Source organism: Sphingomonas sp. G-3-2-10, assembly GCF_012927115.1.
Taxonomy (GTDB): Bacteria; Pseudomonadota; Alphaproteobacteria; order Sphingomonadales; family Sphingomonadaceae; genus Sphingomonas.
This window is the reverse complement of sequence record NZ_JABBFY010000002.1, coordinates 593159-606812: the sequence shown is the minus strand read 5'-3', so window position 1 is coordinate 606812 and position 13654 is coordinate 593159. Positions and strand designations below refer to the sequence as shown.

The window sequence follows — 13654 nt, the reverse complement described above, 5'->3', positions numbered from 1 at the left end:
TTATTGGGGGCCGCGTGTGAAAGGGGGACGGGTTATCGCTATGGCTGCGCTGCTGCTCGTCACCGCATGCGAGGACCCCGAGATCGAACCGAACATGGCGTCGTCGGACAGCGTTGCGCGCGGAAGGACGGCGGCGCAGGCGCTGGGCTGCGGCGCGTGCCATGCGCTGCCGGGAATCGCATGGCCACGCGGCAGGACCGGACCTTCGCTGGAGGCCTTCGGTAATCAGGCGATGATCGCGGGACGATTGCCCAACCGGCCGGATACGCTCGCCCGCTTCGTTCGCGACGCGCCCTCGCTGGTGCCCGGTACGGCGATGCCCGCAATTGCGATGACCGATGCGCAGGCCGCCGATCTTGCCGCATATCTTCAGGCCAACCATGCGCCCTAACGCCGGCCTGCAATCGATCCTCTCGGGCTGGCCCCCGCCGGTGCTGGATCCGGCGGGGCCGTATTCCCAACCGGTGACGACGCTTGCCTGGGCCTTGCTGATCGGCGGGACCGTGGTGCTGCTCGTCACGATGGCGGCGCTGGGCATCGCGCTGTTCGGAAAAGCATCGCTCCGCGCGAAGCTGGGCGGGGACAAGGCGGTGTGGATCGGCGGCATCGCCTTTCCCGTGGTGGTACTGACCGGATTGCTGATCTGGGGCCTGACTCTGACCAACCACCTCGCCGCGACCGCCCCGCGCGGCGACGAGATGCGGGTGCGGATCACCGGCGAGATGTGGTGGTGGCGCATCGCCTATCTCGACACGAACGGCGCGACGGCGATCATGGATGCCAACGAACTGCATATCCCGGCTGGGCAACCCATCCTGCTCGAGCTGGAGGCTGCGGACGTCATTCACAGCTTCTGGGTACCCCGGCTTGGGGGGAAGATGGACATGATTCCCGGCCGGCGAAACCTGCTGCGCATCCACGCGGACCAGCCTGGCGTCTATGCCGGGCAATGCGCAGAGTTCTGCGGAGGGCCGCACGCGCTGATGGGCTTCGTGGTCGTTGCACATGCCCCTGCCGACTTCGCGCGCTGGAAGGCCGCTCGCATTGCGCCGCCAACGGTAGTCGCGGGCAAAGGTGCAAACCTGTTCATGTCCAGCGGTTGCGCCGCTTGTCACACGGTACGCGGTACCGCCGCCAACGGACTGGCCGGGCCGGACCTCAGCCATGTCGGATCGCGGCGCTCGCTGGGCGCGGGAATCCTGCCCAATAATCGCGGGACCATGGCGGGATGGGTGGCGGACAGCCAGTCGATCAAGCCCGGCAATCGAATGCCCGCCTACAAGCAGTTCGACGCCGACGAGTTGCAGGCTATCACAGCCTATCTGGAAAGTCTGAAATGAAGTCGGAGACCGGGTTCGATCCCGCGCTCTATGACCGCTTCCCGACACAGGAGGCGCGTTCGAAGGAGGAGGAAGAGGAACTCCACCGCATCTGGTGCGCGCCCAAGGGCTGGGAATATCTGACCGTCGTCAACAACAACTATGTCGGCCTCTATTATCTCGGCACGGCATTCCTGTTCTTCCTGCTGGCGGGCGTGCTGGCGCTGCTGATGCGCGTCCAGCTTGCTGCGCCCCTGCTCGATATCCTGCCGCCTGCGACCTACAATCAGGTCTTCACCATGCACGGCACGGTGATGATGTTCCTGTTCGCTGTGCCGGCGGTCGAGGCGGCGGGGGTGTTGCTGTTGCCCCAGATGCTCGCGGCGCGCGACCTGCCCTTCCCCCGCCTCTCGGCATATGCCTTTTGGGCCTATGCGGTGGGTGGGCTGTGCTTCTTCGCGTCGATCTTCGTGGGACTGGCGCCGGATGGCGGCTGGTTCATGTATCCGCCACTGACCTCCAAGGCCTTCTCGCCCGGCATCAACACCGATTTCTGGCTGCTGGGCATCGGGTTCATCGAGATCAGCGCGATTGCCGGCGCGATCGAGATCATCGTCGGCGTGTTGCGCACCCGCGCGCCGGGGATGAGCCTCGACAAGATGCCGATCTTCGCCTGGGCGATGCTGGTGTTTGCGGTGATGATCGTCATCGCCTTCCCTAGCGTGATCCTCGGCACCCTGCTGCTGGAGATCGAGCGAGCGTTCAACTGGCCGTTCTTCGACGCGGCGCGGGGCGGCGATCCGGTGCTGTGGCAGCACCTGTTCTGGTTCTTCGGCCATCCTGAGGTCTACATCATCTTCCTGCCCGCGGCAGGCATGATGTCGATGATCGTCCCGACCATCGCCCGCGCCGAACTGATCGGATACCGGCTGATCGTGCTGGCGATGCTGGCGACCGGCTTCATCAGCTTCGGCGTGTGGGCGCACCACATGTTCACCACCGGCATGCCGCCGATGACCACCGGCTTCTTCTCGGCAGCGAGCATGGCGGTGAGCGTGCCCGCAGGCATCCAAGTGTTCTCGTGGATCGCGACCTTTGCGGTGGGCAAACCGCGCTTCAACGTGCCCGGACTGTTCGCGATGGGCAGCGCCGTGATCTTCGTCACCGGCGGGCTGACGGGCGTGATGGTGGCGCTGGTCCCGTTCGACTGGCAGGCGCATGACAGCTATTTCATCGTCGCGCACCTCCACTACGTGCTGATCGGAGGGATGGTGTTTCCGCTGTTCGCTGCCTTCTATTACTGGGCACCGATGATGAGCCGCCGGGCGCTGTCCGAGCGGCTGGGGAAATGGGCGTTCACGCTGATGTTCGTCGGCATGAACGTCGCCTTCATGCCGATGCACCTGACCGGGCTGATGGGGATGCCGCGCCGCGTCTATACCTATCTGCCCGATCGCGGATGGGATCTGCCGAACCTGATCTCGACCATCGGCGCGTTCATGGTCGCGGCAGGCGTGCTGGTCTTCCTGATCGACCTGGCGCGCAACTTCCGGCTGGCACCGGGCGGCGGCGATGCGGGCAATGTCTATGGCGGCGGTACGCTGGAATGGCTGCCGACCGAACTCTACTCGGTCCGCTCGATCCCGGTGGTGAAGAGCCGCGAACCCTTGTGGGACGATCCCAAGCTGTCGGACGATGTCGAGCAGGGCCGCTATTTCCTGCCACGCTCGGCCACCGGTCTTCGCGAGACGCTGGTGACGAGCCCGCTGATGGCCGAGCCGCAATATCTCCAGATCATGCCCGGCCCGTCGGTGTGGCCGCTCGCGGCGGCGGTGTTCACTGCGGGCTTCTTCCTGGCGCTGACGGTGCAAGCCTATCTGTTAGGACTGGTAAGCGGTGTGCTGGCAGTAGTGGCGGTGCTGATCTGGCTGTGGGAAACCGACCGCCCCGTCGAGATGGAGGGCGTCGATATCGGCGCGGGCATTCGCGTGCCGACCTATGTCACCGGCCCGTCGAGCCATGGCTGGTGGGCGATGGTGATCCTGATGATCGTGATGGGCATGATCTTCGCGATGGCGCTGTTCAGCCTCGCCTTTCTGTGGGGCAATCAGCCGAAATTCTGGACGACGCCGCTGCCGCTGCTGGAGGGCCTACCGCTCGCCGCCGGGCATGCACTGGTCGCGGTCGCCGCGCTGGCGACGCGGTGGCTGCACCGGCGTGGCATGAACTTGGCATGGACGCTGACCTTTGTGGCGGCCCTCGTCGGGATTGGGATCGTCGCGATAGACTTGCAGGCTTGGCTCGCGATCCTGTCCCCCGATGCCAGCGGGCAGGCTGCAGCGGTGTTCGCGATCCTCTCGCTTCAGGTGATGGTCGCAGCGATCGCAGTGCTGATGGCCTTCTATCTCGCATGGCGCGCGATCAAAGGCCTGGTGACGCCCGAGCGCAACAACACGCTCGATCTGGCCTGTCTGTTCCTCGCTTATGCCGGGGCGCAGGGGGCGGTGGGCAGCGTGTTCGTGCGGGCAATCGGCGGGTGAGAAGCTGGCTGATCCTGCTCGGCGGGCTAATCGTCTGGGCGGTCCATTTCTTCACCGTTTATGCGGTCGGCGAAATCGCGCCGCGACCGGCGCTCGTGGTCGCGCTGACGCTCGCCTGCATCGCAGCGGACCTGTGGTTGATCGTGCTGCTACGCCGGATGCCCGCCACCGGACAGTATCCAGCGTGGCGACGCTCGGTCGGACTGGGCGGGGCGATGCTGAGTCTGCTTGCGGTGATCTGGCAGAGCTTTCCCGCGCTGAGTGGTTGACGTTGCGGAACAAGTCGGGCGGATGCGCGCTTCGCCCTGTATGCATCACGATCCCGAAACGAACCCGGCGGCTCCCCAGACGGTGTCGCGCGGCGTTCGATGGGGTCTGTACGCCCTCGGCACGCTGTTCCTGCTGATCGGCGCGGTGCTGGGTGTCGGCGGTGTCTGGCTGCTGACGCTAGGCGGATCGCCTTACTATGCCGTGGCCGGGCTAGGCCTGCTGGCCACCGGCCTCTTCCTCGTACGCGGTCAGAAGCTCGCGCTGTGGGCCTATGGAATCGTGTTCGCCTACACGTTGGTCTGGTCCTTCTGGGAAGTCGGCATGGATGGCTGGGGTCTGGTGCCCCGGCTGGTCGGACCGTCGATCCTGCTGCTGCTCCTGATCGGCCTATCGCCGCTGCTGCCGATGGTCCGCCATGGCTGGAAGCGCGCCGGCCTCTGCGTGATCGCGGCGAGCGTGGCGCTGGTGATCGGCGGCGTGGTGATCGCGGCAAATGACAACCTGCCCGCCCCGGGCGCGCTGCCGGGCGAGAACCCTCAGGCGAGCCTCGCCTTCACCCCACCGAACGGCGAGTGGAGCGCCTATGGCGGCACCCATGGCGCGCAGCGTTATTCCGGCCTGTCGCAGATCAATGCGGGCAATGTCGGCAAGCTCGAACAGGTGTGGGTGGCGCACACGCGCGACTTGCCCAAGGACATGAAAAACAACGCCTATGGCGCGGAGACCACGCCGCTCAAGATCGGCGACAGCCTGTATCTCTGCTCGGCCAAGAACATCCTGATCTCGCTCGATCCCGCGACCGGCAAGGAGAAATGGCGCTACGATCCCAAGGTCGCCGACGAAGCCATTCCCTATACCGCCGCCTGCCGCGGCGTGACCTATTATGCCGTCCCCGGTGCCAACCCGCAGGAGGTCTGCGCCACGCGGATCATCGAAGGCACGCTCGACGGCCGCGTGATCGCAGTCGATGCGCGCAATGGTCAGCCGTGCGCGGGCTTCGGCCAGGGCGGCGCAGTCGATATTAAGACAGGCATGGGCGATGTCGCGCCCGGCATGGTCTCGATCACTTCGCCGCCGACGATCGTGCGTGGCGTGATCGTCACCGGGCATCAGGTGCTCGACGGCCAGAAGCGCGAGGCGCCGTCGGGCGTCATCAAGGGGTATGACGCGGTCACCGGCGAACTGCGCTGGGCCTGGGACATGACCCGGCCGGACCTGAAGGGCCTGCCCGCCGAGGGCGACCGCTACACGCCGGGCACGCCGAACATGTGGACCACCGCCTCGGGCGACGAGGCGCTGGGGCTGGTCTATCTGCCGATGGGCAATTCCGCGGTCGATTACTGGAGCACCTCGCGCTCGCCGATCGAGAACCAGTATTCGACCGCGCTGGTCGCGATCGACGTGACCACGGGCACCCCGCGCTGGTCGTTCCAGACCGTCCACAAGGATGTGTGGGACTATGACCTGGGCTCGCAGGCCTCGCTGGTCGACCTGCCGGGCGGCGTCCCCGCGCTGATCCTGCCGAGCAAGCAGGGCGATCTCTATGTCCTCGACCGCCGCACCGGGCGCCCGCTGCACAAGGTCGAGGAACGGCCGGTCCCGCAGGGCGGCGTCGAACCGCAGCAGCGTTCGCCGACCCAGCCCTTCTCGCTCTATCACACACTGCGCAAGGACGACCTGACCGAGCGCAGCATGTGGGGCATGTCGCCGATCGACCAGATGATCTGCCGCATCCAGTTCCGCCAGGCGTCGTACAAGGGCTTCTACACCCCACCCGAAAGCGCGCGCCGCTGGATCCAGTATCCGGGCTATAATGGCGGATCGGACTGGGGCGGCATCGCCATCGATCCGCGCCGCGGCGTCATCATCGCCAACTACAACGACATGCCCAATTACAACCGCCTCGTCCCCCGCAAGGAAGCCGACGCCAAGGGCTGGACCCCGCGCGACCAGTCGCGCGGCGGCGCGATGGCAACGAAGCCAGAGGGGGGAGGCGATCCGCAGGCGGGGACGCCTTACGGCATTCAGGTCAATGCGGGCTGGCGGATGCCGCTGACCGGCCTGCTGTGCAAGCAGCCGCCCTATGGCGGTATCCGCGCCATTGAGATCGCGACCGGGCGCACCATCTGGGACCGTCCCTTCGGCACCGCGCGCAAGAACGGACCGTTCGGCGTCCCCTCGATGCTGCCCGTCGAGATCGGCACGCCCAACAATGCCGGCGCGGTCATAACCGCAGGCGGTCTGATCTTCGTTGCGGCCGCCACCGACGACCTGATCCGCGCGATCGACATCGCCACCGGCAAGACACTGTGGCAGGCCAAGTTGCCCGCGGGCGGACAGGCGACGCCGATCACTTATGAGGCTGGCGGACGCCAGTATGTCGCGATCATGACGGGCGGCCATCACTTCATGGAGACGCCGATTGGGGATCAGATCATTGCTTGGGCGTTGCCTGCAGAGCGCTAACTCTCCTCGCAAGTCTGAGCTCGATTGATTTCTCGGTCGTGGGCATAACTCACTTTAGTATTAGCACTTTTTCTCGGACGAGTTGCTGTTCGCATGCGCCGAACGGAAAGGAACGGCGCGCCTTGCCCCTCGTTCATCAGGCATCTCCCTAATAAGGAACGCAGATGTCCGACCTGATCGAGCCAGCGGCCGATGACGCGCCGCTTTCCACCTCGAAGCGAACAGCAACGGCCATCGATGCCGCAACTGACGCACTGATCGATAAGCCCGGCCAAGGCGATGCAGACACGCTGATCGGACGCACCGTCACGATCAACCGGCCGCGCGCCGAGCTGTTCGCCTATTGGCGCGACTTTACCAACCTCGCGACCTTCATGGAGAATGTGGAGCGCATCGAGCTACTCGACCATCGACGGTCGCACTGGGTGGTCAAGGCGCCCGGCGGCAAGACTGTCGAATGGAACGCCGTGGTCACCGAGGAGGTGGAAGGCGACTTCATCGCCTGGGCATCGGAGGAAGGTGCTGACGTACCGAACAGCGGCCGGATCGATTTCCGCGACGCTCAGGGCGACCGCGGCACGATCGTCACCGCGACGATTCTCTACGATCCTCCCGCCGGCATGATCGGCAAGCTGGTCGCAAAGATGTTCCAGCGCGAACCTGCGATTCAGGCGCGCCGCGATCTGCGCCGCTTCAAACAACTGATGGAAACCGGCGAGATCGCCACGGGCGCGCGCAATCGCCGCCTTCTGGAAGAAGGGAAGAACTGATGCGCGCACTCGCCTGGCATGGAAAACACGATGTCCGCGTCGATACCGTGGACGATCCTGAAATCCTGAACCCGCGCGACGCGATCATTCGCGTCACCTCCACCGCGATCTGCGGGTCGGACCTCCACCTTTATGACGGCTATATTCCGACGATGATGGCGGGCGATATCCTAGGCCATGAGTTCATGGGCGAGGTGGTCGAGGTCGGACCCAAATCGACGCTGAAGAAGGGACAGCGGGTCGTGGTGCCGTTCACTATGGCGTGCGGCAGCTGCTATCACTGCGGTAAGCACCAATATTCCGCGTGCGACAATGGTTTGCCCGCCGACAATCAGGACATTGCGCAGCAACTCTACGGCCAGCCCATGAGCGGGCTGTTCGGATACAGTCATATGACCGGCGGCTATTCGGGCGGTCAGGCTGAATATGTCCGAGTGCCGTTCAGCGATGTCGGCCCGATCGTGGTGCCCGACGGTGTCGAAGACGAGAAGGTCCTGTTCCTGTCGGACATCCTGCCAACCGGCTGGATGGCGGCCGAGAATGCACAGATAGAACCGGGCGACACCGTCGCGGTATGGGGCTGCGGCCCCGTCGGCCTGTTCGCCGTCCAGTCGGCGTTCCTAATGGGCGCCGAGCGTGTGATTGCGATCGACCATTTCCCGCACCGACTGGAGCTCGCGAAGAAATTCGGTGCCGAGACGATCAATTTCGAGGAAAGCGCAACATACGAGGCGCTGCTGGAAATGACCGGAGGGATCGGGCCGGACGCGTGCATCGACGCGGTCGGGCTGGAGGCACACGGCATGTTCGTCGACAATGTGATCGACCAGATCAAGAAGTCGACCTTCCTCGGCACCGACCGCGCGCACAGCATCCGCCAGGCGATCGTCGCCTGTCGCAAGGGCGGGCGCGTCTCGATGCCAGCGGTTTATGGCGGCTTCGTCGACAAGTTCCCGCTGGGTGCCTTCATGGAGAAAGGGCTGACCCTCAAGACCGGGCAGACGCACGTCCAGCACTACATGCCCGGCCTGCTCAACGCGGTCATGGAAGGGAAGATCGATACGACCTTTCTGATCAGCCACACCCTCCCGCTCGAGCAGGCGCCCGAAGGGTACAAGATGTTCCACGACAATCAGAACGAAGTGACCAAGGTCGTGCTGAAGCCCGAATGGGCGGCGGCAGCCGAGTAGGAGCAGGAACATGACAGACAAATTCGCTATCGTGACCGGCGCCTCCACGGGGATCGGGTTCGAACTCGCCACTATCGCCGCGCGCGAGGGCTATGACGTACTGGTCGTAGCGGACGAGCCGCTGATCGATGCCGCAGCAGCGGACTTCCGCCAGTTTGGTACGGAAATCCGGTCGGTTCAGGCCGATCTCGCGACGATCGATGGCGTCGATACGCTGCTGGCGGCATCGCAAGGACGACAGATCGACCTGTTGTGCGCGAATGCGGGTGTCGGCACCGGCGGCGCGTTTCTGGAACAGGGGGTTTCAAACTGGCGCCACTCGATCGACACGAACATCACCGGCACGCTCTATCTGTTGCAGAAGGTGCTCGGCCAGATGGTCGCTCGCAACGAGGGAAAGATCCTCGTGACGGGATCGATCGCGGGCTACATCCCCGGCAGCTTCAACGCCGTTTACAATGCAACCAAGGCTTTCGTGGACAATTTCACCGAAGCATTGCGTAACGAATTGAAGGACGTCGAGGGCGTCACCCTGACCACGTTGATGCCGGGTGCGACGGAGACCGAATTCTTCGCCCGCGCCGACATGCTCGACACCAAGATTGGGCAGCAGGAAAAAGCCGATCCGGCCAAGGTCGCGAAGGACGGCTGGGACGCGCTGATGTCGGGCAAGGGCCACATCGTCTCCGGCCTGTCCAACAAAATGCAGGCCGCTGCTTCGGGCGTATTGCCACAATCGACGCTCGCCGAGATGCATCGGGGTATGGCAGAGCCGGGCAGCGGCTCGAAATAGTCCGGAACCACGAAGTGGACTGCGCCGTTACGGGCAGATGACGATCTCGCGGTTTGCGGCTTCGGAAGGTCCGGAACGATGAGCGCCTCACGCTGGCCGGCGCGGCTTTGGTTGGTGCGGCACGGGCAGAGTGCCGGCAATGTCGCGCGTGACGCCGCACACGCAGCCGGAATCCATCGCATCGACCTGACCGGCCGGGACGTCGATGTGCCGCTGTCCCAGCTCGGAGAACAGCAGGCCGAGGCGCTGGGACGCTGGTTTGCGGCAGGCAACGGGAATGGCCGGCCCGATGTCATCTTGTGCAGCCCTTACGTCCGGGCGCGCGAAACGGCACGGCGCTTTCGCGATGCGGGCGGTGCCGATCCCGACGAAGCGATCTGCGCGGACGAACGCCTGCGCGAGAAGGAATTCGGGATCCTGGACGGACTCACGACTGCCGGCGTTCAGGCTCAGCTTCCCCAACAGGCCGAATTTCGCGCGGTGCTCGGCAAATTCTATCACCGTCCGCCCGGCGGTGAGAGCTGGTGCGACGTGATCTTCCGGCTGCGCGCGCTGCTCGATACCGTGTCGCTTCACTATGCGGGCCGCGACGTGATGATTGTTGCGCATCAGGTCGTGGTGCTCTGCTTCCGTTACGTCATCGAGAATCTGAGCGAGGCGGAAATCCTCGTGATCGACCGGGAAGCCGATGTCGCGAACTGCTCGATCACCGAATACGTCCATGATCCCGATATGGGGAAGGACGGGGGCCTTGCGCTGGTCCGCTACAATGTGGTCGCTCCGATCGACGAGGATTCAGAGGCGGTAGTAACCAGCGCGCCTGACGAAATGGTAGCCGCGCGAGGATGAGCGAGATTGGCCTGGACTGGCTCGCTGCCAACCCTCTTCCGCAACCCGATTCCGACACCAATAAGAATGAGCGTGGCCGCGTACTGGTTGTCGGCGGCTCGAACCGGGTTCCGGGTGCGTTGCGGCTGACGGGGGAGGCTGCGTTGCGAGCCGGGGCAGGCAAGGTCCAGCTTGCCACCGTCGAGCGTGTCGCCATCGCGCTCGGTGTGGCGATGCCGGAAGCAGCCGTTTTTGATCTTCCTGCAAATCCGCATGGCGAGCTGGGGGCTGATGTCATCGACGCAGTGGCTGAAATGGTGCAGCATTGCGATGCGCTGGTTCTGGGACCTGGTATGGGCGCGAATGCCGAGGCCGAGGCTTTGCTTGCGACCATTCTCGCTGCCGCAGGGTGCGAGTGCGCGATCCTGATCGATGCCGGCGCGATCGGCGATTGTCCCCCCGTTGCCCAAGCGATCCGCGCACATCCCGCCCCGGTGATCCTCACGCCTCATGCCGGCGAGATGGCGTTGTTGATGGATTGCGACGAGCAGGACGTGACCGAAGCACATGCCACTCTTGCCGCTGAGCGCTATGACGCAACGATCGTGTTAAAGCGTGCCGATAGCTGGATCGCTGGTCCGGGCGTCGACCTGCATCATTACGAGGGCGGTGGCCCCGGCCTCGCCACCGCAGGCTCCGGCGACGTGTTGGCGGGAATCATTGGCGGTCTTCTGGCGCGCGGTGCGTCGCCGGAGATCGCAACGGGCTGGGGTGTCTGGCTTCATGGAGAGGCTGGCCGACGTCTTGCTGCCCGGATCGGCCCTACGGGTTTTCTCGCACGCGAGCTTCTGCCGGAAATTCCGGCCCTGATGGTAACGGATTAGCTGCGCCCGTTCCAACGCCCCCCTCATACTAACCTATGTGAGCGGCACCGCGCGCGCCGCTCCTCTAGGGGCCACTCCCGCTAATGGCGGGGTCGGTTGTGACTGAACAGAATAACGCGGAATATTATACCCGACGCGCTCGTGAGGAACGCGACAAGGCGGCCAATTGTGCCGAGGCGTCCGTCGCCCTGATCCACAATCAGATGGCGGAGCAGTACGAGCGCCGCGCCGCTGAACTGGCCGGGCCGGCATCGGGCGAACCTGACTTGTGACCGGCAAGGGCACGATTGAACGTGCGCTGGAAATCGCGGCTTCCGGGGAGTGCCGGACGATCGACGATGTGCGCCGCCGTCTATCCGCGGAACGCTATATGAATATCGATGCGCATTTGGCGGGTAAGGCTATTCGCGGACAACTAAGAGCGTTGATGGATCGCCATGCCGTTGCTCAAGGCGACGGTCATATTCCTCCGCCATCTTCAGATGGATGATCGCGGCTGAGCGGTCGATGCTGGCAGACGCCAGCGCCCGTTCTTTCGAAGCGCGTTGCCTGTAATAGTCGTGGTCTTCCGAGCGCGCCATTTATCCACTCCTTAACCCCGCATTCCGCGAGGTAAGCTCCTCGGCCAGTCGGCTCACTTTCATAGGTTAGGAGGTTGTCAGGAATCTGATTAACCTATGTGAATTTCGCTGCTCACACTCGTCTCCCTTCGCCAATAACATGGATTAGGTCGAATTCACTTCCTCCGGGGGGAGCCTTGGGCCGCCTCATCCATAGCCTCATCATCACCAGTCAATATCCGGGCGTTGGTGACGAGGGTTAGCTTCCTTCGACCGAGTGCGAAGGCCGACTATGGCGAATATCGACCCTATTCTGCGACCCATGACTGACAAGCTGTGCCGTCGATCAATCCTTAGCGCTATCGAATGCGAAGCATTGCTGGCTCTTCCGCACCGCGAGGTCGGTCTTGAGAAGGCTCGGTACCTGATGCGGGAAAGGAGAAGAGGTCGGTCATTACGTGCTGCTACTGTCCAGCTTTGCTTCGTGTTGCCGGCTCACCAGCGATGGCACCCCGCAGATTCTTGCCGTTCACATGGCAGGCGATCGTTTGCATCTTCAATGCGGTCCGAACGATACGGCCATGGCCACTGTGCAGGCTCTGACCCGTCTTCAGGTCGCTCTGATCCCGCGCGAAGATTTGTTCGCCCTGGCCAGTAGGTACCCGCAGATCGCGGCGGCGCTGTGGGCGGATTCCGGCGCCAACGCATCCATCCTGAGCGAGTGGCTTCTGGGTGTCGGGCGCCGCAAAGCGAAATCTCGCGTCGCGCATTTGATTTGCGAAACGCCGGTTCGGCAACGGAACAGCCCGGAATATTTCGGAGGCGACGAGTATGCGTGGCCGATGACGCAGGAGCAGCTTGGCGATGCGACGGGCCTGACTGCGGTTCATGTCAACCGTACGATTCATGGTCTGCGGCGCGAGGGACTGCTGAACCACTCACATCAGCGGATCAGCGTCCTCGATTGGGGCGGGCTGTGCGATTCGGGTGATTTCACACCGGATTACCTGCATTTCCGCGAGAGAGAATATGCCGCACCCATCGCTGCCTTGTGCTGATCAGAAGGGCTGGCGATCCAGATAAAGGTAGAAGGGATCGAATTCGGCGACGCGCTTCAGCCCCGGAAAGTCATGAATATCGACCCGCTGGTTCCGAAACGTCATCAGATGCAATTCGCGGAGCTGCTTCAGCGTGCGGTTGACGTGGACGGGCGTCAGGCCGAGGCACTCGGCAAGCTCGACCTGATTGAGTGCGAAATCGAAACCGCCTTCGTCGGCCAGGTCAACAATCGCCAGCCGAACCTGTAGTTCGCAGAATAACGCAGCCATGCGGGACAATGCGGTTCGCCGACCCAGCGACAACACCCACTCGCGATGGATCGAAGCATCGAGCGCAGTCGAGAACCAGTACATCTTTGCAATGCGCGGATAGGCTTCGGTCACTTCCCTCAGCCGATGGTGAGGCGCGATCGCGATCCTGCAAGCCGTCAGCGTCATGATATTATGATCCAGACGCTTCAGCACATAGCTGTGAAGATCAGCGAAGTCGCCCGCGACATGGAGTTCGGCAATCTGGCGCTGGCCGTTTTTCAAATCTTTGTAACGGCACATCAAACCATCCAACAGCAGGGTGCTGAACTCGATCTGCTGCTCGGCGCGGACCGCCGTCTTGTTTGCTGGATATTCCCGCACTTCAGTGAAAAGACTGCGGATCGCGCGCTCTTCCTCGGCGCTGATCTCGTGACGCAGGCCCATGCGCGTAAGATGGCGCTCAATCATTTGGTCGCCGGTCGCTGCAGCCGGACTGCCTCACCGAAGGGGATAGTACACAGGATTTCTCCCGCCGGATTGGTGATTTCTACCCGGCCGCTCAAATCGATCCGGCCCGAACTCACCTCTTCGCCAAGGATCGAACGAACGCCTTCGATCGCACTACGCTCCGCCTCGGCCAGACCGGGAAAATCCTGTCCCTCCTCGTCCCGAGTTTCGCCGGTGCCATTGTGAATATTGATGTGAAATCTCGGCATTCGCGATG

General features: G+C 63.6%; 15 protein-coding genes. 12 read left to right on the top strand and 3 right to left on the bottom strand.

All coding sequences use genetic code 11. The annotated features are described in order from the left end of the window. Positions 1-40: 40 nt before the first annotated feature. From HHL13_RS19600 to HHL13_RS19550, 11 genes are all read left to right on the top strand, one after another. Positions 41-391: a c-type cytochrome gene (locus HHL13_RS19600; RefSeq protein ID WP_169557605.1), complete on the top strand. Its 351-nt coding sequence runs from the start codon at positions 41-43 to the stop codon at positions 389-391. Continuing rightward, positions 381-1340, top strand: a complete 960-nt coding sequence (coxB, locus tag HHL13_RS19595; protein ID WP_169557604.1) for a cytochrome c oxidase subunit II — start codon at positions 381-383, stop codon at positions 1338-1340. Before HHL13_RS19600 ends, coxB begins: the two co-directional genes overlap by 11 nt. Next, positions 1337-3859 (top strand): cbb3-type cytochrome c oxidase subunit I, encoded by a 2523-nt coding sequence (locus tag HHL13_RS19590; protein WP_169557603.1) that lies wholly within the window; start codon positions 1337-1339, stop codon positions 3857-3859. Before coxB ends, HHL13_RS19590 begins: the two co-directional genes overlap by 4 nt. Further along, entirely contained in the window at positions 3856-4128 is a 273-nt protein-coding gene (locus tag HHL13_RS19585; RefSeq protein ID WP_169557602.1) for a hypothetical protein, read from the top strand. Before HHL13_RS19590 ends, HHL13_RS19585 begins: the two co-directional genes overlap by 4 nt. A gap of 40 nt (positions 4129-4168) precedes the next feature. After that, positions 4169-6595: a membrane-bound PQQ-dependent dehydrogenase, glucose/quinate/shikimate family gene (locus HHL13_RS19580; RefSeq protein WP_169557601.1), complete on the top strand. Its 2427-nt coding sequence runs from the start codon at positions 4169-4171 to the stop codon at positions 6593-6595. Between the two features lie 164 nt (positions 6596-6759). Continuing rightward, positions 6760-7365 carry an SRPBCC family protein gene (locus HHL13_RS19575; protein ID WP_169557600.1) on the top strand — a complete coding sequence of 202 codons (606 nt, stop codon included), beginning with the start codon at positions 6760-6762 and terminating at the stop codon, positions 7363-7365. After that, positions 7365-8555: a zinc-dependent alcohol dehydrogenase gene (locus HHL13_RS19570; RefSeq protein ID WP_169557599.1), complete on the top strand. Its 1191-nt coding sequence runs from the start codon at positions 7365-7367 to the stop codon at positions 8553-8555. Before HHL13_RS19575 ends, HHL13_RS19570 begins: the two co-directional genes overlap by 1 nt. A 10-nt stretch (positions 8556-8565) precedes the next feature. After that, positions 8566-9348, top strand: a complete 783-nt coding sequence (locus HHL13_RS19565; protein ID WP_169557598.1) for an SDR family NAD(P)-dependent oxidoreductase — start codon at positions 8566-8568, stop codon at positions 9346-9348. A 78-nt stretch (positions 9349-9426) separates the two neighbouring features. Further along, complete coding sequence (locus HHL13_RS19560) at positions 9427-10197, top strand: histidine phosphatase family protein (protein WP_169557597.1); 771 nt, start codon at positions 9427-9429, stop codon at positions 10195-10197. Next, positions 10194-11060, top strand: a complete 867-nt coding sequence (locus HHL13_RS19555) for an NAD(P)H-hydrate dehydratase (RefSeq protein ID WP_169557596.1) — start codon at positions 10194-10196, stop codon at positions 11058-11060. The genes HHL13_RS19560 and HHL13_RS19555 overlap by 4 nt, the downstream gene beginning before the upstream one ends. 98 nt (positions 11061-11158) lie before the next feature. Next, positions 11159-11332, top strand: coding sequence for a hypothetical protein (locus HHL13_RS19550; protein WP_169557595.1), 174 nt, complete (start codon positions 11159-11161; stop codon positions 11330-11332). Positions 11333-11461: 129 nt separating this feature from the next. On the opposite strand, the gene HHL13_RS19545 is transcribed toward HHL13_RS19550, so the two are convergent. Then, entirely contained in the window at positions 11462-11641 is a 180-nt protein-coding gene (locus HHL13_RS19545; RefSeq protein ID WP_169557594.1) for a hypothetical protein, read from the bottom strand. A 512-nt stretch (positions 11642-12153) separates the two neighbouring features. Here HHL13_RS19545 and HHL13_RS19540 point away from each other — a divergent pair. Next, positions 12154-12678 carry a Crp/Fnr family transcriptional regulator gene (locus tag HHL13_RS19540; protein WP_169557593.1) on the top strand — a complete coding sequence of 175 codons (525 nt, stop codon included), beginning with the start codon at positions 12154-12156 and terminating at the stop codon, positions 12676-12678. On the opposite strand, the gene HHL13_RS19535 is transcribed toward HHL13_RS19540, so the two are convergent. Together HHL13_RS19535 and HHL13_RS19530 are read right to left on the bottom strand one after the other, a co-directional pair. Next, complete coding sequence (locus tag HHL13_RS19535) at positions 12679-13398, bottom strand: Crp/Fnr family transcriptional regulator (RefSeq protein WP_169557592.1); 720 nt, start codon at positions 13396-13398, stop codon at positions 12679-12681. It abuts the gene before it with no gap. Further along, complete coding sequence (locus HHL13_RS19530) at positions 13395-13646, bottom strand: hypothetical protein (RefSeq protein ID WP_169557591.1); 252 nt, start codon at positions 13644-13646, stop codon at positions 13395-13397. Before HHL13_RS19530 ends, HHL13_RS19535 begins: the two co-directional genes overlap by 4 nt. Between the last annotated feature and the right edge of the window lie 8 nt (positions 13647-13654).